The sequence below is a fragment of the Nostoc sp. NMS7 genome (genome assembly GCF_017115085.1).
Lineage (GTDB): Bacteria > Cyanobacteriota > Cyanobacteriia > Cyanobacteriales > Nostocaceae > Nostoc.
Genome location: NZ_JABXKJ010000227.1, coordinates 84,511 through 101,735 on the forward strand (window position 1 = coordinate 84,511; position 17,225 = coordinate 101,735).

The 17,225-nt window shown below is 45.1% G+C and carries 17 protein-coding genes and 1 pseudogene; 9 read left to right on the top strand and 9 right to left on the bottom strand.

What is annotated here, in order from left to right; translation table 11 throughout:
• Nucleotides 1-12: 12 nt before the first annotated feature.
• Nucleotides 13-1,242, bottom strand: a complete 1,230-nt coding sequence (locus HWQ38_RS28230; RefSeq protein WP_292800536.1) for a TetR family transcriptional regulator — start codon at nt 1,240-1,242, stop codon at nt 13-15.
• 172 nt (nt 1,243-1,414) lie between these two features.
• Between HWQ38_RS28230 and HWQ38_RS28235 the strand changes: the two genes are divergently transcribed.
• From HWQ38_RS28235 to HWQ38_RS28250, 4 genes are all read left to right on the top strand, one after another.
• Nucleotides 1,415-2,272 carry a fatty acid desaturase gene (locus HWQ38_RS28235; RefSeq protein WP_292800538.1) on the top strand — a complete coding sequence of 286 codons (858 nt, stop codon included), beginning with the start codon at nt 1,415-1,417 and terminating at the stop codon, nt 2,270-2,272.
• 123 nt (nt 2,273-2,395) lie between these two features.
• Nucleotides 2,396-3,193 (top strand): Rpn family recombination-promoting nuclease/putative transposase, encoded by a 798-nt coding sequence (locus HWQ38_RS28240; protein WP_292800540.1) that lies wholly within the window; start codon nt 2,396-2,398, stop codon nt 3,191-3,193.
• A gap of 76 nt (nt 3,194-3,269) precedes the next feature.
• Nucleotides 3,270-4,325 carry a tRNA dihydrouridine synthase DusB gene (gene dusB / locus HWQ38_RS28245; protein WP_292800542.1) on the top strand — a complete coding sequence of 352 codons (1,056 nt, stop codon included), beginning with the start codon at nt 3,270-3,272 and terminating at the stop codon, nt 4,323-4,325.
• A gap of 306 nt (nt 4,326-4,631) precedes the next feature.
• A complete protein-coding gene (locus tag HWQ38_RS28250) occupies nt 4,632-4,841 on the top strand; it encodes a hypothetical protein (protein ID WP_292800544.1) in 210 nt (69 codons plus the stop codon).
• Between the two features lie 360 nt (nt 4,842-5,201).
• Here the strand turns inward: HWQ38_RS28250 and HWQ38_RS28255 are convergent, their stop codons facing one another.
• The 4 genes from HWQ38_RS28255 to HWQ38_RS28270 form a co-directional block, all read right to left on the bottom strand.
• Complete coding sequence (locus tag HWQ38_RS28255; RefSeq protein ID WP_292800546.1) at nt 5,202-5,747, bottom strand: cupin domain-containing protein; 546 nt, start codon at nt 5,745-5,747, stop codon at nt 5,202-5,204.
• Nucleotides 5,748-5,787: 40 nt separating this feature from the next.
• Complete coding sequence (locus tag HWQ38_RS28260) at nt 5,788-6,750, bottom strand: alpha/beta hydrolase (protein WP_292800548.1); 963 nt, start codon at nt 6,748-6,750, stop codon at nt 5,788-5,790.
• A 256-nt stretch (nt 6,751-7,006) separates the two neighbouring features.
• Nucleotides 7,007-7,927 (bottom strand): NmrA family NAD(P)-binding protein, encoded by a 921-nt coding sequence (locus tag HWQ38_RS28265; protein ID WP_292800550.1) that lies wholly within the window; start codon nt 7,925-7,927, stop codon nt 7,007-7,009.
• Nucleotides 7,928-7,941: 14 nt separating this feature from the next.
• Nucleotides 7,942-8,877 (bottom strand): NmrA/HSCARG family protein, encoded by a 936-nt coding sequence (locus HWQ38_RS28270; RefSeq protein ID WP_292800552.1) that lies wholly within the window; start codon nt 8,875-8,877, stop codon nt 7,942-7,944.
• A gap of 135 nt (nt 8,878-9,012) precedes the next feature.
• Between HWQ38_RS28270 and HWQ38_RS28275 the strand changes: the two genes are divergently transcribed.
• On the top strand, nt 9,013-9,930 hold the full coding sequence (locus tag HWQ38_RS28275; protein ID WP_292800554.1) for a LysR family transcriptional regulator: 918 nt from the start codon (nt 9,013-9,015) through the stop codon (nt 9,928-9,930).
• Between the two features lie 22 nt (nt 9,931-9,952).
• On the opposite strand, the pseudogene HWQ38_RS28280 reads toward HWQ38_RS28275, so the two are convergent.
• Nucleotides 9,953-10,120: pseudogene (locus tag HWQ38_RS28280) on the bottom strand (GNAT family N-acetyltransferase); the annotation flags it as partial.
• 302 nt (nt 10,121-10,422) lie between these two features.
• On the opposite strand from HWQ38_RS28280, the gene HWQ38_RS28285 reads away from it, so the two are divergent.
• Nucleotides 10,423-12,087 carry a right-handed parallel beta-helix repeat-containing protein gene (locus tag HWQ38_RS28285; RefSeq protein ID WP_292800556.1) on the top strand — a complete coding sequence of 555 codons (1,665 nt, stop codon included), beginning with the start codon at nt 10,423-10,425 and terminating at the stop codon, nt 12,085-12,087.
• Nucleotides 12,088-12,274: 187 nt separating this feature from the next.
• On the opposite strand, the gene HWQ38_RS28290 is transcribed toward HWQ38_RS28285, so the two are convergent.
• On the bottom strand, nt 12,275-12,667 hold the full coding sequence (locus HWQ38_RS28290; RefSeq protein ID WP_292800558.1) for a VOC family protein: 393 nt from the start codon (nt 12,665-12,667) through the stop codon (nt 12,275-12,277).
• 331 nt (nt 12,668-12,998) lie between these two features.
• Here HWQ38_RS28290 and HWQ38_RS28295 point away from each other — a divergent pair, with 331 nt between their 5' ends.
• Together HWQ38_RS28295 and HWQ38_RS28300 are read left to right on the top strand one after the other, a co-directional pair.
• A complete protein-coding gene (locus HWQ38_RS28295; protein WP_292800560.1) occupies nt 12,999-13,427 on the top strand; it encodes an MAPEG family protein in 429 nt (142 codons plus the stop codon).
• Nucleotides 13,428-13,694: 267 nt separating this feature from the next.
• Nucleotides 13,695-15,248 (top strand): sodium:proton antiporter, encoded by a 1,554-nt coding sequence (locus HWQ38_RS28300; RefSeq protein WP_292800562.1) that lies wholly within the window; start codon nt 13,695-13,697, stop codon nt 15,246-15,248.
• A 355-nt stretch (nt 15,249-15,603) separates the two neighbouring features.
• Here the strand turns inward: HWQ38_RS28300 and HWQ38_RS28305 are convergent, their stop codons facing one another.
• Nucleotides 15,604-16,173, bottom strand: coding sequence for a DUF3124 domain-containing protein (locus HWQ38_RS28305; protein ID WP_292800564.1), 570 nt, complete (start codon nt 16,171-16,173; stop codon nt 15,604-15,606).
• A gap of 5 nt (nt 16,174-16,178) precedes the next feature.
• On the bottom strand, nt 16,179-16,856 hold the full coding sequence (locus HWQ38_RS28310) for a TrkA family potassium uptake protein (protein ID WP_292800566.1): 678 nt from the start codon (nt 16,854-16,856) through the stop codon (nt 16,179-16,181).
• A 159-nt stretch (nt 16,857-17,015) separates the two neighbouring features.
• Here HWQ38_RS28310 and HWQ38_RS28315 point away from each other — a divergent pair, with 159 nt between their 5' ends.
• Complete coding sequence (locus HWQ38_RS28315) at nt 17,016-17,213, top strand: DUF433 domain-containing protein (protein ID WP_292800598.1); 198 nt, start codon at nt 17,016-17,018, stop codon at nt 17,211-17,213.
• The last annotated feature ends 12 nt before the right edge of the window (nt 17,214-17,225 follow it).

Below are 17,225 nucleotides of genomic sequence, written 5' to 3' on the forward strand. Positions count from 1 at the left end.
TCTCCCCACTCCCTATCCCGGCTTATGATCCAAACGGGTGGCTTGCTCTAGGGCGGCTTTTTCTCTGGCTCGGCGGGCATAGGGTTGTAATTGGGTGCGATCGCAACTTGTGAAAATACTCAAGTTTTCTAAGCTGATCCCCCGCATTAACATTTCTACACGCCAAGTTTGTTGTGCCTGTACTATAGCTGGCCTTTGTCCTTGGGGAGTTAACAGTCCCTCACTCCATACTTGCCAGCGTGTCTCAAGCTCTGACTCTGAGAGCGGTTTACCTGTTTCATTCAAAAACATGGCTGTTTGAGTATCTTTACGGCTTTTCAGCCATTTAATTAGAGGATTATTATTGTAAGAGCCGTAGCGTTTGCCCAAAATCCACTGATTCACAGGTACTTGACGGACAAATCCTGGGATTGTGATTTGCAGGAAGTACCCTTGAGTATCGTATATTTGGTGCGATCGCTCCAAACTAATTATTTCTCTGGCGGATAACCCAGCCCCAAATAACACATAAACCAAAGCATAATCTCGCATTCCCAATTTCCGAGCTTGTTGGAGAATTTCGTGAACTAAACTAGCAGGCAAATCAGCTACTTCTGTGGTATTAAAGCCTCCTTGTAAGCAGTTTGTTGCTGATTCTGCTGAAGATGACATGGCTCCATGTAAAAACAACTCCACCAAATTTTCCAGAAAATCATCTCGATCCTCCCAAAGTTCGTTAAATTCGCTCGTGAACTCAATTACGGCATATCCCAAGATCATCCCATTCAGCAAACTGGCTAATTTTTCTGCGGGTAAATAGGTCTTTAAGTGTCCCTGCTGGATTACAGTAGCTAAATACTGAGCGACATAACGGTTTGCCTCTGTTACTCCCCTGCCTAGTGCGCGGCGATTTTCTGCCGGGAATTGGTCGGCTTCACCTACCACAGACCGGACAAATTCTGGCACTCGTTCTAAGGCATGTAAGCTATCACTTGCATAATCTTTAAGAGCTTGATAGACATTGCCCGGAGGCGTTGCCCGTCGCACCAGCGACTCACCTAAATTCTTAAAGGCTGCGGACTCTTCCAGCACAGCTAAAAGCAGCCCATGCTTATTGCCAAAATTCCGAAATAGAGTCACTTCGTTGACTTCGGCTTTTTCAGCAATTTGGCGGGTTGTGGTGGCGCTGACTCCCTGAGCAGAAAACAACTCAAGTGCAGCTTCAATCAGGCGTTGACGAGTGGAAAGGAGTTGAGACGACATAGAAAAATGCAAGTGGCACTTGCAGGAAGATTAGAGTTCTGCTAGCATAGCAAATGTAAGTGGTACTTGCTTTCTTCTACTGTAACGAACTGGTGTACAAGGCGGGTAAATCCCTGTGGGATTACACCCAATAAAAAGTAAATCGCTTCATCATCCATCAACAGGAATTTTTATGACCGCAAATTTTGGGGCGATCGCCCCTGAGAGAGGCAACTCACCTCAACTCAGTTGGACAAATGTAGTATTTTTTGCTGCATTTCATGCCTTAGCACTTCTGGCTCCTTGGTTTTTCTCCTGGTCAGCATTAGGTTTGCTAGTGTTTTTGCACTGGTTATTCGGGAGTATTGGTATTTGCCTGGGATATCATCGACTACTGAGCCATCGGAGTTTCCAAGTTCCCAAGTGGTTAGAGTATGCGATCGCCCTGATCGGAGCGCTGGCTTTGCAAGGGGGGCCAATTTTTTGGGTAGGTGGACACCGCCAGCATCATGCCCACACGGAAGATATAAATTTAGATCCTTACTCTGCCCAAAGAGGATTTTGGTGGAGCCATATACTGTGGATTTTCTACCCGCGTCCAGAATTTTTTGACTATGACACCTATAAAAAATATGCCCCTGACCTAGCAAGACAACCCTATTATTGCTGGCTGGATCGCTACTTCTTGCTGTTGCAAATACCCTTCGGGCTGCTGCTTTATGCCTTAGGAGGATGGTCTTTTGTGTTCTACGGAGTGTTTCTCAGATGTGTCTTGCTTTGGCATTCAACCTGGTTTGTGAACTCAGCATCACACCTGTGGGGTTATCGCACCTTTGATGCCAATGATGGCGCTCGTAATCTTTGGTGGGTATCCATCCTCACCTATGGAGAAGGATGGCACAACAACCATCATACTTATCCCCACATGGCAAAATCTGGGTTGTCTTGGTGGGAAATTGATGTTACTTGGTGGAGCATCCTAGTTTTGCAGACTTTGGGTTTAGCCAAAAAGGTTGTCTCGCGTCCTCCTCAAGGTGCAACTAACGGCTAAATTGCAACTGAACCATTATGAATTTGCCAGGCCGACTGCTGATTTGCCGTCGGCTTACTAATTTTTTTCAGTAGTATTTCACGGTAAAATCGCAACAGGGCAAATCTCAGCAATACATCAAGCGTGAAAACTGACAGCATTTTTTATCGCCTTTTTCAAGAATTTCCTAGCATCTTTTTTGAATTAATAGGCAACTCACCGCAAACAGCAGAGGCTTATAAATTCTCCTCAATCGAAATCAAGCAAACTGCATTCCGTATAGATGGCGTTTTTCTGCCAACTCAAGGGGAAGAAAATCCGATTTACTTTGTTGAAGTCCAGTTTCAAATCGATATAGAAATTTATTCACGCCTATTTTCGGAAATTTGTTTATACTTACGTCAAAATAAACCTAAAAATCCTTGGCGAGGAGCAGTTATTTATCCCAATCGCAGTCTAGATACAGCAGATATCAAGAATTACAGTGAATTTTTCGACAGCCAGCGTGTAAATCGCATTTATCTAAATGAATTAGGTGAAACAGCATCGCTGCCAGTTGGAATTGCTACGATGAAATTAGTGGTCGATGAAGAGGATACAGCAATTACATCTGCTAGGCAGTTAATAGACAGAACCCAGCAAGAAATCAACCTTGAACCACAACGGCGGCAGTTACTAGAATTGATAGAGACAATATTAGTTTACAAGTTTCCGACGATGAGTCGAGAGGAGATTGAAGGTATGTTTGGGTTAAGTGATTTGCAGCAGACACGAGTTTATCAAGAAGGCAAGCAAGAAGGAGCGCGTCAAGAAAAATTGAGAATGATACCTTTGTTATTCAAATTGGGATTGAGTTTTGAAGAAACAGCGAAAGAGTTAGGTTTGAGTCTAGAAGAGATTGAGCAAGAAATGCAAAAACAGCCTCCAAGTCAGGATATGTAACCTACAATTAGCACTGCTCAGAGATACTCCTAAATATTCCTGTCATTTTCCATTCCCGCAATTTTTAATTTTTTGTATGATTTCCCTGTCGCCCATTCTCCAAGCTAGACTCTCCCAACCCCTGAAAATTGGCTCCTTCGAGGTAAAAAGTCGGGTTCTCCAGTCGCCTCTATCTGGGGTGACGGATCTGGTGTTTCGCCGTCTGGTGCGTCGCTATGCCCCAGATTCGATGATGTATACCGAAATGGTGAATGCTACGGGGTTGCATTATGTCAAGCAGTTACCCAAAATCATGGAGGTAGACCGTAATGAACGCCCAATTAGCGTTCAACTATTTGATTGTCGTCCAGATTTTCTCGCAGAAGCGGCAATAAAGGCAGTTGCAGAAGGTGCTGATACTGTTGATATTAATATGGGTTGTCCGGTAAATAAAATCACTAAAAATGGTGGCGGTTCTTCGTTGTTGCGGCAACCAGAAGTAGCAGAAGCAATTGTGCGGGAAGTGGTAAAAGCTGTTGATGTTCCTGTAACCGTAAAAACCCGTATTGGCTGGAATGATCACGAAATTACTATTCTCGACTTTGCCAAGCGGATGGAAGATGCCGGTGCAAAAATGATTACAGTACATGGACGCACCCGCGCCCAAGGATACAATGGCAATGCCCGTTGGGAATGGATTACCCGTGTCAAAGAAGTGCTTTCTATCCCAGTGATTGGGAATGGAGATATTTTTTCTGTTGAGGCAGCGGTAAGATGTTTAGAGCAGACTGGCGCTGATGGTGTTATGTGTTCCCGTGGGACTTTGGGTTATCCCTTTTTGGTGGGAGAAATTGATCACTTCCTGAAAACTGGGGAGATATTACCGTCACCAACCCCAATTGGGCGTTTGGAATGTGCAAGAGATCATTTACAAGCCTTGTGGGAATATAAAGGCGATCGCGGTGTGCGTCAAGCCCGTAAGCACATGACTTGGTATGCTAAAGGTTTCGTTGGTGCTGCCGAACTCCGAGGACAGTTGAGTGTAGTTGAAAAGGTAGATCAAGGTTTGGCAATGATTGACAAAGCAATTGAAAAACTAGCTAATGGTTATGAACTAGAGGAAGAAGCGCAAGGTAGTTTGGTGATGCTTTAAAAAGAGGAATTGTTGGGTTGACTCATGCGATCGCTCTACTTAAATCATCATCTAAAAACTTGATCGCCTAAAGTACAAGTACAATCTCTATTCCCCGTAATTACCGCCAGTCACCTTACCTCGACAAGTCACAGCATAATATCGATGGTAATGCGTTATTAATCTGTGCCCTACTTCTTCTGTTTTATAGGTACTATGTTGAATCTTCTGAAATCCTGTGCCTATGCCTGACTGGAATAGTTTTTCAACCTCATTATAAAGATTAACTTGGGTCTTCTTTAACGATTATCATTCTTGTTTAGCTTCGTGCCCAATTTCCTGGAAGTCCTGTTTGATGGAGTGTTGGGGAATTTCACCTCGATCATCAATCTTGAATATTTAGATGCGTTCGCCCTAGGCGATGCCTTTGATTACACTGGTGCTGATTTTGGGAGCTGGTGCCAGGAAACTGGATTCAAGCGTTATGAAGTACTGCATCTAACAAGCCCTTATAGTGCCGCGATCGCTTACAAGTAGCAAATTCAATATAGAATGCCTATTTTTACGTTGTACGCTATCTGCGGCGATGCGGAAGCTGCCGCTACGCGATCGCATTCAAACCTCTTAAACACTCTTCCCTACTAAGTTCTGCCCATAGGCAAGCTTATGCTTCCAGTTCGGCAATATTATACTTCCACCGACAATGGCGCGGCGAAGCCGCGCCGAGACCAATTGTGTCAGTTGCGTAAGTCCTGATCACATTCGAACTTCACACGAGTTGCTGTGAATCGCAAAAGCGGGAGGCTTGTGTGCCACAGCTAGACATTCTTGGTGTTGTCTAGAAGTGTGATCAGCACTTTACCTAAAGCTGACAGACGATCGACGACTACGAACTTTTCAAGGTTTCAATATCTCCGTTCGGTATTTTGGAGCGAGGGCTTCGGATTTAGATTTGAATGCCGCTTGGGCAGCTTCATCAAGCTTGGGGGGTGCCGTCGTCCGAGTAGCGACGGGGACACCGACTTCCATGAAAAACTCTTCCTGTCCGGCTGGTGAACAGATGCACAATAGCCGGACTGATCGATCAGATGCGTTGTGGAACTGATGGGGTGCGTTAGCCGGAATGTTAACCGTTTCGCCAGCCCGCGCAACTGATTTTTCCCCGCGGAAGGTGGTCTCGATCTCGCCCTCAAGAATGGTAAACGACTCCTCAAAATCGTGACGATGGGGAGGAGGACCGCCGCCGGGCGGGATATGCATATCGATCAGGCAGTAGCGACCGTCGGTGTCTTTGCCCGTTATTAGGATTGTGTAGGTGTCTCCTACAACCCCGATGTGAGGCAAGTTCTGATCTTCGTTTGGTTGTGCAACGGTGAGATGCCGTTGGAGATCATCAGGCGGAAGCTGCGAGGCGGACTGAGAAGTAATTGAGTGGTTGTTCATTGTATTGCTCCTGTTGCTTGTATTTACGGGTCAGTATCGATCACGGGCGTAATCGAATAGAAGGTGAAGTCGCGGTTTGATGAACTTTATTTGTCATGGTCAATACGTGGCGTACAACCTCATCTGGGCACTCTTCGGGCACGAAGTGTCCACAATTGGGGATGACGTACTGCTCGACATTCTTGGCGATTGCATTCACCATCTCGCCAACTTTCCTACCCAATCCCTTATCACCGCCGAGTGCCACGATGGGCACTTTCACCTTGTGACCGAGGATTCCAGCCAAAGGTGCTGTTTGTTCGATGGTGACAAATGCCGCTCGGTAGACACCCATCGCGCCGAGCACGCCTTCTAGACTGGAGAAAGTTCGCAGAATTTCATCTACAGTTTCCGGCTCGATGGAGTTGCGATCAAATGTGGATCGCTCGTAGAACCAAGTCAAAAAGGCACGCTCGTTACCGATGACCAGACGTTCGGGCACGTCGGGTGCGAGTGGGAGAATCCACCACCACATCGAGCCTTCTTTCATCGCTTCAGGCGTATAGGCGATAATCTTGGTGAGGATCTCGGATAGCATTACGGGTGCCTCAATGTATAGCAGTCCCGCGATCTCCTCTGGGCGAGCGATCGCCCAGAGGAGAGCTGGCGGCGCGCCCATATCGTGAGCGACCAGCGTAAGTGGCTGCCCTGCCCCAAAGCCGATCTTCAAGACGAGGGCGCGGAACTCCTCGGCGAGGGCGCGGGCATCATAGCCCTTGGTTCCGGCTGGTTTGTCGGAGTCCCCGTAGCCGCGCATATCTGGTACGAGTACTGCATACCCAGCTTGTGCTAGTGCGGACATTACCGAACGCCATGCGTAGCCAGTACTAAGAAAGCCGTGCCAGAGTAGAATGGGTTGACCGTTAGGGTCACCGCCGATTTTGTAGTGGATGTTGACTCCATCAATGTTGATCGTCTCGCTGACAAAACCCGGTATTAAGACATTCGATCGGTTGGATATCATAAAACTCCTGTGATGAATTCACTCGTTACCGTGTGGAACGAATATGTAATACCAAATCTTAAAAGTTGAGTTAAAGAGCCAAAGTCTGCTTCTAGTCAGGTCGATGCTCCACACTAGACAAAGTTGTTGCCACGATCGCTTTCCCAATACCTCGACTTGGCCCAGTTACAACTGCAATTCTCTCGTTTAATTTCATTTCAAACCTGTTTTCTTTCAGTAAACGCTTTGATGTCCAAACTCTAAGTCATTACCTTATTTATCCGTTTGACAGAGCAGCGGATGCGATTTGGGCTGGTTTGGCAGGAACTTCCTCGAAGTAGGCTCGCAGCGTCCGAGGCTCGCGATCGAGAATGGCTCGGAGGATCAGTGAGTTTCCCACCAGACCGTGGTGGTCGTACCAGTCAAACATCGATTGCATCGGCGATGTCTGCTTTTTGTCGCCAGTGTCTTTGGAGAGATCAGCAGGCTTTTCTGGGTTGACCTTGACCGCCTCGATCTTTTTTCCCAGCACCTCGCCCATCAGCGCCGCCACGTCTTTTCCAGTAAGATGACCCTCGGCAGACAGCTCGAAGGTTCCGTAGTTCAGCCTGTCTTCCATTAGCGCAATTGCCGCGACCTCAGCCACGTCGCGATAGTCAACCCTGCTGAAGCGGGTCTCGATCGACCAGGGTTGTGGAAAGACCGCGCCTTTGGCTATATCTGCAAGCTGAACCGCCGTAACATTTTGGAAGAACATAGCCGGGTGCAGAAACGTGAACTCCATGTCGGAGGCAAGGATCGCTTCCTCGATCGGTGCCTTGTCGATATGGTGAACCATTGCGCCGATAATGGGGTGAATCAAGGACGAGAAGACAAATCGGCGTACACCAGCCTCCTTTGCAGCATTCACCACGCTTTTGCTAACTTCGACCTCGTTGGGCATAGCGGCTGGCGAGATGTAGAAAACCGAGTCCACACCCTTCAGCGCCGCGTCCAGGCTCGCCCGGTCGGTTATGTCACCAATAGCAACCTCCGCCGCGCCGTTTTTGATCACTTGGTAGCTCTGCTCTGTATGCCGAATCAGCCCGCGGACTTTTGCGCCTCGTTTGGCGAGTTCAGGCACAACGAGACTGGCGAAATGTCCTGCGGCACCGACGGCGAGAATCGTAGGAGTCGTGTCTAATATTAGTGCTGACATATTGTTTGTTCCTTTTAAGTCGCTGCCACTTTCGTCTCGACACCAGATGCGACTGCGGTTGGCTTTGTCCAGTTGCGATTAGCTCCGCCAAACTCCGAAGAATCGCGCAGATAAGATTCAAAGTCGCTTAGTGCAGAAAAATCGCGTTTCAACTCTGCAAAGTTTGCGATGTAGCCGACGTTCTCAAACCAGCGATACATGATAGTTACTTCTTCCCCGGCTTGCTGCTCGAACGCTTCAAACGGAATTTGTTGGTAGTTGACAGATTTGCCCAAGATATGGCTGAACGCGGCAGCAATTTCTGTCATAGTCATGTCCACACTGGCAACTTCAATTTCGCGCTTCATGAAGTTTGCGGGTCGCTCAAACACCTCAGCAACCATTGCCCCGTAGTCTTTTTCAGAAAGCTGCTGCAATTTCGTTTCGGGACTCAGCGGCTGTCCAAGCGTTCCGTTTTCAACCATTGATCGCATCATATTGTAATTGTAAAAAAAGAACACCGGACGCAAAATTGTGTAGGGTAGCTCGATCGATCGAACATACTCTTCGACTTGAAACTTGCTGTCGAAATGCGGAATACCAGTGTTGCGTTCGGCGCTCCCTACCGAACTGTAGACAAAATGCTCAATTCCCGCCGATGAAGCTGCATCTGCTATAGCCTTGCCGTGACGGATTTCTACTTCCGCGCCTTCCCTGAAGTCCTGCATCGAGAAAACACCGTAAACGCCTTGCAAGGCGCGATCGAGTGAAGTGCGATCGTTGAGATCTGCTTGTACAAGTTCTGCACCCGCTTGTTGAAGAGCCTGGGCGGTAGGCTTATTTTGATCGCGAACCATTGCACGAACCTTAAATTTGCCGCGCTGGAGAAGCTCATGGGCGATCGCACCGCCTTGATTGCCCGTTGCTCCGGTAACTAAGACCAGTTGTTCTGCACTAGGGTTCTGTGTCATGACTATTCCTGTCCTGTTTATATTCTCGGTTTCAACTTATCCACTGTATCCAGACAATAACTTGTACCAGAAGATAGAAAAAGTAGTTAAACTTCAAAACACTTATGCAAAATATTCAAAGACACGGTTGCCCCAATGGATAAGCTGAAAAGCCTGATGATTTTTATGCGCTCCGCTCAATGTGGCAGCTTTTCCGAGGCAGCCCGACAGTTAGGTATGGCTCCCTCCGCCGTGAGTCGAGCCGTATTGCGCTTAGAAGATGAATTGGGGGTGCGCTTGCTTGGGCGGACGACTCGCAGCTTGACGCTGACCAAAGATGGCAACCGATTTTATCAACGCGCTCAGCAAATTCTCAACGACCTAGAAGAAGCTGAACTCGAAGTCAAACAATCGCAATCCGCGCCGATCGGAACACTGCGGCTTGATCTCAGCTTTACGTTTGGCAAACTGCATATTGCCCCGGCTCTGCTGCAATTTGCCACACAATATCCTGAGTTAAAGCTGAATGTTTCCTTTAACGATCGGTTGGTTGATTTAACTGAGGAAGGCATTGATGCAACTGTGCGGATTGGCATGAGCAGCGATAGCAGTTTAATCATGCACCACCTGGCAACTGCACATTACACTACTTGTGCCTCACCGCAGTATCTCGCTCAGCATGGTACACCCACAACGCCTAAAGAACTCTTGCAACATCGCTGTGTCAACTTTATCTTTCCGCAAAGCCGACAAGAACATAAATGGAAGTTTGAACAAAACGGAAAAGCACTCGACCTCAGCGTGGACAGTTATCTGCTATTTGATAACTCAGAAGTTATTTTAGAGGCAGTCATTCAGGGAGCCGGTATAGTTCAACTGCCCAAGTTTATTGGAGCGAAAGCGATTGCACGGGGCGACCTCCAACCGATTCTTCAATCTTATGCGCCTCAAGCTGGATTACCGATCGCAGTGTTGTATCTGCAAAGACGCTATCTCTCAGCTAAAGTTCGCGTCTTTGTTGAATTCATGATAGGACTGGCGGCTGCACTCAAGCAAACTGATGTGGTCGATTGAAATAAGTAAGTGTGGATTAACCTTATTTGGCAGTAGTTTCTATATGACTTAAGAGTTTTGAGCCAATACCTTTTCTTTGGTATTTGCTATGACAATAAAAACAATCAATGTGACCATCGGGTTCTAATTCTCCAAACCCAACTATCTCACCATTATTTTCTGCGATGTAGGGAAGCTTGGCTTGTAATCTTTGCTGCCAAACTGTATAATCTCACAATTGGTGAATTCTGTATTCTGACTCCTGTTTTATATACACCCCAATCCGAAAAAGCGCATTTTAGGGTTGGCAGACCAGTAGGGCGATGCCCTTCGGCGCAGGCTCAGGGTAAGACCTACGGCGGAGCGAAAGGCGACCATCGCAGTTTTTCTTTCTTGACTTTGATCTCTTACTACGGGTGAGCAGTAGAAAAAATGTTTGCAGATTCGTAGTATTATCAGCATGAGTTTTGATATCAATTTTTATACAACGAGAAAAAAATTAGAGTCATATCAATGTCTACATTTACCGTCACTAATACTGATAACAGTGGTGCAGGTTCACTACGGCAGCAAATTCTAAATGCCGATCTCGCTGGCGGAACAAATATCATCAATTTTGGTGGACTGTTTTCTGATGGGCTGGCTCATACCATCAATCTGACTGGTAGTGGTCTGAGTATCACAGATAACCTGACTATTGAAGGCACAAATGCCAGCTTACTAACAATTAAGGATGATAGTGCTGACCGTGTTTTTCACATTGGCAAAGGTGCAACATCTGCAATCAACGGGCTGACTATTACCAATACATATAATGGCTACAATGGCACACCAGGGGGTGGTGGTATTTACAATGAAGGTACTCTTACATTAAATAACAGCATCATTACTGGCAATACAGCATACTATAATGCAATAGACTTCTACGGAAACACCCTCAGTGCGGGTGGTGGTATTTACAACACTGGCAGCCTCACAGTCAACTACAGTACTATTAGTAACAACTCGGCTGGTGATATTTTATCCTCCAACAGTGATGGTGGTGGTATTTATAATACTGGCAGCCTCACAGTCTACTATAGCAACATCACTGGTAACATAGCAGGTCACTATGGTGGTGGTATCTATAGTGATCAGGACTTAAAAACTGGTATCAAGCCTAACTCGGTATCGGTGAATTATAGCACCATCAGTCACAATAGTTCGACAGAATCTGGGGGCTATGGGGGCGGTATCTATTTACATTATGGCATGCTCAGTCACAACACCGTCACTAACAATTCCGCAGGTAGCAACGGCGGTGGTATCTATTTATATGATGGTCAGGTAAATTACAACACCGTCACTAACAATTCCGCAGGTGACTACGGCGGTGGTATCTATTTATATGATGGCCAGGTAAATTACAGCACCATCACTAACAATTCGGCGGGTGAGATCGGCGGCGGTATCTCATTAAGTCAAGGTACAGTAAATTACAGCAGTATCAGTGGCAATTCGTCCCAATCTGACGGCGGCGGCATTGTAGGCTCTGGTGGTTTTACAGTAAATTACAGCAGCATCACTGACAACACAGCATTGCAAGGCGGTGGCATCTACGTAACCGATAATGGTGGAATAGTAAGTCACAGTATAATCAGTGGTAACACGGCTAAAAATCTGGGTGGAGGGATATTTTATAGCGGTTTAGTTTATAGTCTGGGTTATCCAAATGTTGATGATATAGTCGTGAGTGATAGCACCCTTAGTAACAATCAAGCACGCATTGGTGCTGCCGTTTACAATGATGGCACTTTAACATTAGCCAAAAGCACTATTAGTAACAATAAAGCACAGTCTGGCGGTGGCATTTACAATGATGGCGCTTTAATATTAAGCAACAGCAACCTTAGTAACAATCAGGCACACTTTGGCGGTGGCATTTACAATGATGGCACCTTAACGGTAGGCAACAGCATTATTAGGGTGAATAAAGCTTTCGGCATCGAACTCAGTTCTGGTCAAGAAGAGTCTGGCGATGGTGCTGGCATTTACAATATTCTTGATGGTACTGCCAGACTAGACTACAGCACCGTCGCTTGTAACTTTGACACACCCCTTGAAGATTCAACTAAGTTTATCAAGGTGGATAATCTTGTAGGTAAATTCATAAACATTGGCTCATTCGTGAGAGTTTAAAACGATATTCTGGTGAGGTATAACCCGCGTTATGTTTATGAAGCTTTCTTAGAGGATAAGAGGCGTAGGCGCAGCCCGCCGTAGGCATTGCCTGTGCCGATAAATTACACTTGGTCATTTACCAAAAATTCATTTGTTTCTTTGTCAAAGACTGTATCAGATAGTTTATATTCTTTGATGATCATCTTTAAGTCGAATATTCATAAATCTCTAACGGCAAATTATCAGGGTCTTTAAAGAAAGTAAATTTCTTCCCTGTAATTTCATCAACTCTGATGTTTTCTATATCTAACCCTTTCGATTTTAAATAAAAAACAGTTTGCTCAACATCCTCAACTTTAAAAGCAATATGCCTTAAACCACAAGCTTCTGGTTTACTAGCCCGTTCTGGAGGATTTGGGAAAGAGAATAATTCTATTTGGGTATTTTCTGCAACTTTTAAATCTAATTTATAAGAATTTCTTTCGGCGCGAAAAGTCTCTTGAATAATCGAAAAGCCTAAAACTTCTACATAAAAATTTTTTGAGCGATCGTAGTCAGAACAAATAATAGCTACATGATGAATACCAGTGGTTTTCATGTGTACTTCTCAAGCTACCAACCATTTACCTTTAGCACTTTTACCATAATTTTACTAGTACACTGTGGCTGAAGTTTGCCTAAAGTTTGACTTGACAAATGACACGTTCGACAGGTCTTACCCTGAGCTTGCCGTTCGCGCAGCCTCTCGTAGAGAAGGGCTCACTGTCACACCTGCGCCGTACCACTTCGTGGAAGCAAGCTACGCGTAGCGCGGTGCCCTGAGCTTGCCGAAGTGCGGGCTACGCCTACGCGTTACTGTAAAATGCTAAAAGGCGCTGACTTAACATATAGCAAGATTCATCACTAATGATCAAGTTTGAGAGGTGGAAATGACGCAAGATGCAATCTTCAGCCCCTTCTTTGCGACAGTGTTTCTAACACTCCTAGTCTGGGTGTATATGTACATCCGTCGTATCAGTTTCATCATAAGTAGAAAGATCAGCCCGAAAGACCTTGCTATACCTGGCACACTAGCGCAACTCTCGCCACCAAACGTATCCAATCCATCAGATAACCTAAAAAATCTGTTCGAGATTCCGGTACTTTTCTATGCGCTTGTGCTATATCTTTTTATCACGAATCAGGTGGATTCGGTGTATGTGAATGCTGCATGGGTCTTCGTTGTGTTTCGCGCATTACATAGCGCTGTCCATTGTACATTCAATCTCATCATGCTTCGGTTCTACCTCTACCTATTTGCCACGCTTGCGGTGTGGTTTATTGCGATCCGCGCAGCCATTATCCACTTCAGTGCGTAAGTATGCTGATCTGAGAAACGCTAACCTGCAAAATGTTAAGTTATGAGGTTTTGTGGCAGTCATTACTTCACACCTTTCTTGCCCAATTGAGGCTAATCGACTGCTAATGTTGGTGTCGTTTAATACTAAAATTACTAAAGAGATAATCCCTTTCTACTTAGAAATGAAACTAAGTATTTCTATAGAGGCATTACAGAAATTTGACATTTGTATTACCCTTTTGGCAACGTTTATCAATGGAACTAAAATAAATTTTCAGTATCTTAAGTGAATGTTACCGAATTAATCAAGATTTCAATTATTCTCCTGCTCGTTGCCACTGGTGTAGCCCTGCTATCTCGTCGGTTACGCGTCCCTTATGTCACGGGTTTAGTGTTGGCTGGTCTGCCAATCACTGAGTTATTGTCTCGTCGCATTGGTTTAGACCCATCCCTGGTTTTGAATCTTTTCCTGCCAATTCTACTCTTTGAAGCTGGCATCAATACAGATGTCAGCCGCCTACGCAGCACGTTTAAACCAATTGCTCTCTTGGCTGGCCCTGGAGCTGTGCTTTCCACTGCTATTATTGCCGTTCTGTTGAAATTTTTGCTGGGGCTGACTTGGATACCTGCTTTATTTGTAGGGGTAATGCTGGCAAATACTGATACAGTTTCAATAATTGCCCTATTTAAGGAAATACCAGTGCCCTCGCGGCTTTCTAGCATCGTTGAAGGAGAAACCCTATTCAACGATGGCGCTGCCTTAGTTGCATTCAACCTGATTTTGCAAGTATATTCGACAGGTTCGCTGACGTTACTAGATGGAATTCAACAACTGCTATTGATAGCTCTAGGAGGCTGCCTCGTGGGGTTAGTCTTGGGTTACTTGAGCATACCTGTATTCGCCCGTTTAGATGATCCCCTTAGCAGTCTCTTACTGACGGTCGCAGTTGCATTAGCAACTTTTCAAGTTGGGGAATTTCTAGATGTATCAGGCGCTGTAGCTGTAGTTGTAGCTGGATTAATTTTTGGAAATCTTGGGCTGTCTCGCAATACTTCTGCTTCTAGTCGCATCACCTTGTTGAGTTTCTGGGAATATGCCAGTTTTACTGTCAACACCTTTATTTTTCTGCTGATTGGTGCAGAAATAAACCCAGTCACGCTCTGGAGGACTTTACCTGCTGTTCTTCTTACAGTTTTGGCGTATCAAGTCGGGCGAATTCTTACAGTCTATCCTCTGCTGGCAGTAGTTCGTTGGTTTGACCGCCCAATTCCGTTGCGCTGGCAACATTTACTTTTTTTAGGTAACATCAAGGGTTCACTCTCGATGGCTCTGGCTTTGAGTTTACCTACCACATTGCCAGGGCGAGAATTCCTGATTACTTTAGTCTTCGGCAGTGTGCTAGTGTCATTAGTCGGACAAGGTTTAAGCTTGCCTTGGTTGGTAAAACGCTTAAAATTATCTCAATTTTCAGAGACTCAGCAGCAGGTTGAAGAATTGCAAGCTCAACTGATGACAGGTAAAGCAGCACAGGATGAATTAGATAGCTTGTTGAAGTCAGGGGTATTACCAAGAGCTATCTATGAAGAAATGCGCTCAACTTATCAGGTACGAATAGCAGGAGCAGAAAAGGCGCTACGAGAATTTTATAATCGCCGTCCCGATGAGTTTGAAGCTAAAAGTGGTGGGCGCATTAAACTTGATGCTATTCGCCGTCGTTTACTGTTAGCCGAAAAAGGAGCGCTCAACGAAGCAATGCGTAAACGAATTCTCTCGGAAGATATTGCGCGAGGACGGATACAAATCATTGATGAAAAGTTGCTCCAACTTGATGATGATTAACAAGTTTAGTGGGTTTAAGTTGCTTGAGCTTCTATAAGACTAGTATTTGATTTTTGAAATGCACGTAGTGGACCTTTTAGGCTAAAATACTGGATTAGACGTAGGTTGGGTGGAGCGGAGCGCAACCCAACTGAGTATCAGAATGTTGGGTTACGCAAAGCCTCCAACGCCACTTGCTACAACGCTCTTAACCCGCGCAACGCAGTGGCTCCCCAACCTACAATTTTTTTGCAACATTTTAGCCTAGAGGGTCTACTAGAAGACTACCGAGATTTTTTCAGAAATCAAATATGATTCCTATATTAAGCCGGGCAATTCATGAATTGCCACTACTACGAATTATTTTAATAGCTGTTCAAGACCCTTGTTTCGGCAATGAACGTTTATTGTTTTGACTTTTAATCACCTTACCAGGACTGGTAAAAGAAATTCCTTGCTGAAAGTCAGTACCAATCATGATTGCCTCTACTATCGGTTCAGTTATTTCTGTTTGAGATACCCACTCTACAATAAAGTTTGCGCCTAAGCCACCACTGGTATCATTCGTATTAATAAAAAAATCTGTGGAAGCTAGCGCATCAAGTTGAATAGGACGCTCTAAATACTGCTTAATTAACTTCCCAGCCGAGTCATAGTAGCGCACAGAACTAATAATGATCGGATTAACCAAATCTGTGTTCCGAATACTGAGCGTAACCGCTAAATTAAAAATCTCCTGTCGATTGTAATGATAAATATGAGAATAGACAGGTACATAAATGGTTTGACCCATTGCTATCTTGAAGTTACTATCTAAAGTCACTATCTTGTTAGATGGGGTTGCCTGACTAGTAACTGGTTGTGACTTTGGTGAATTTTGAATTGGTTTACAAGATGCAAGCAGAATAACTGCAATTACTAAATAAATATGTGGATACAGCTTCATCAAAACTATTTACAACCTTCAATAAAATCAATAACTTGATGTAAAGACCCTGGTTTGGTCACAATCAGTAGAGTCGAACCCGGTTTTATGACTGTACTGCCATTAGGAATCATTAAATCCTCGTGAGGGTGAGGTTGATAGCCGATAATCAGAGAACCACTGGGAAACCGAGAATCTTGAGCTATTTCGGCAACGCTACGATTGGCTACATAGCAACTGTTGGGAATAGAAATTTTCAAAACCTCAATCTGTCCCTGCTCAAAATGCATGATTGATTCTACTTGCGGATACTCAATGGCATTCACCATTGTAGAAACTGCGAGTTCAACGGTACTAATAATATGGTTGGCTCCTGCTATACGCAGTGGCTCGGCAAAATCGGGGTGGCGCATTCGACTCAGAGTATGGCTAACACCGTAGTGTTTAGCGAGAGTTACCATTGCTAAGTTGAGGGCATCACTTCTGAGGACAGCTGCTAGAGCGTTGGCTTTACGAATCCCAGCTTCTAATAATACTTCTGTACTCACAGCACTGCCTTCAAAAGCCATCGCGCCGACTTGTTCACGGGCATATCGGCAAGCGGTAGGGTCAATATCAATGACGGCAACCGTATGCCCTAGTTCTACCAATTTTTGAGCCAAAGTAAGCCCCACTAAGCCTGCTCCACCAATTAGCACGTACATGGCTGCTCCTAATACTCAAAGACTTCTTATTTTACTTTAATTTAGGACTTACGCATTGACAATAAAGAGTAAATATGTATAACGTGAAAAGCCACATCTTCCGTAAGGGTTTAGCATTGCTAAACCCCTACAATATGGTCTATTTACAATCAAAGGATAATTAATCAAAGCCGTAATCTTCGCCTTACCGTTCGTCGGGTGATTGAGTTATTAGCTACCTACCCTAATCGTGAAGAACTGCGCCAGGAGTTTCCCGAATTAGAAGATGAAGATATTCAGCAAGCCTTAATTTTTGCATCGTCTTACTTGAGCGATAGCATCATTGAACTACCTAACCGCTATGAAACTGTTGCTTGATTAGGGGAATGT

Coding starts and splice junctions, on each gene's coding strand:
- HWQ38_RS28230 (WP_292800536.1), bottom strand. CDS start 1,242: ATGTCGTCTCAACTCCTTTCCACTCGTCAACGCCTGATTGAAGCTGCA.
- HWQ38_RS28235 (WP_292800538.1), top strand. CDS start 1,415: ATGACCGCAAATTTTGGGGCGATCGCCCCTGAGAGAGGCAACTCACCT.
- dusB (WP_292800542.1), top strand. CDS start 3,270: ATGATTTCCCTGTCGCCCATTCTCCAAGCTAGACTCTCCCAACCCCTG.
- HWQ38_RS28255 (WP_292800546.1), bottom strand. CDS start 5,747: ATGAACAACCACTCAATTACTTCTCAGTCCGCCTCGCAGCTTCCGCCT.
- HWQ38_RS28260 (WP_292800548.1), bottom strand. CDS start 6,750: ATGATATCCAACCGATCGAATGTCTTAATACCGGGTTTTGTCAGCGAG.
- HWQ38_RS28265 (WP_292800550.1), bottom strand. CDS start 7,927: ATGTCAGCACTAATATTAGACACGACTCCTACGATTCTCGCCGTCGGT.
- HWQ38_RS28270 (WP_292800552.1), bottom strand. CDS start 8,877: ATGACACAGAACCCTAGTGCAGAACAACTGGTCTTAGTTACCGGAGCA.
- HWQ38_RS28275 (WP_292800554.1), top strand. CDS start 9,013: ATGGATAAGCTGAAAAGCCTGATGATTTTTATGCGCTCCGCTCAATGT.
- HWQ38_RS28285 (WP_292800556.1), top strand. CDS start 10,423: ATGTCTACATTTACCGTCACTAATACTGATAACAGTGGTGCAGGTTCA.
- HWQ38_RS28290 (WP_292800558.1), bottom strand. CDS start 12,667: ATGAAAACCACTGGTATTCATCATGTAGCTATTATTTGTTCTGACTAC.
- HWQ38_RS28295 (WP_292800560.1), top strand. CDS start 12,999: ATGACGCAAGATGCAATCTTCAGCCCCTTCTTTGCGACAGTGTTTCTA.
- HWQ38_RS28305 (WP_292800564.1), bottom strand. CDS start 16,173: ATGAAGCTGTATCCACATATTTATTTAGTAATTGCAGTTATTCTGCTT.
- HWQ38_RS28310 (WP_292800566.1), bottom strand. CDS start 16,856: ATGTACGTGCTAATTGGTGGAGCAGGCTTAGTGGGGCTTACTTTGGCT.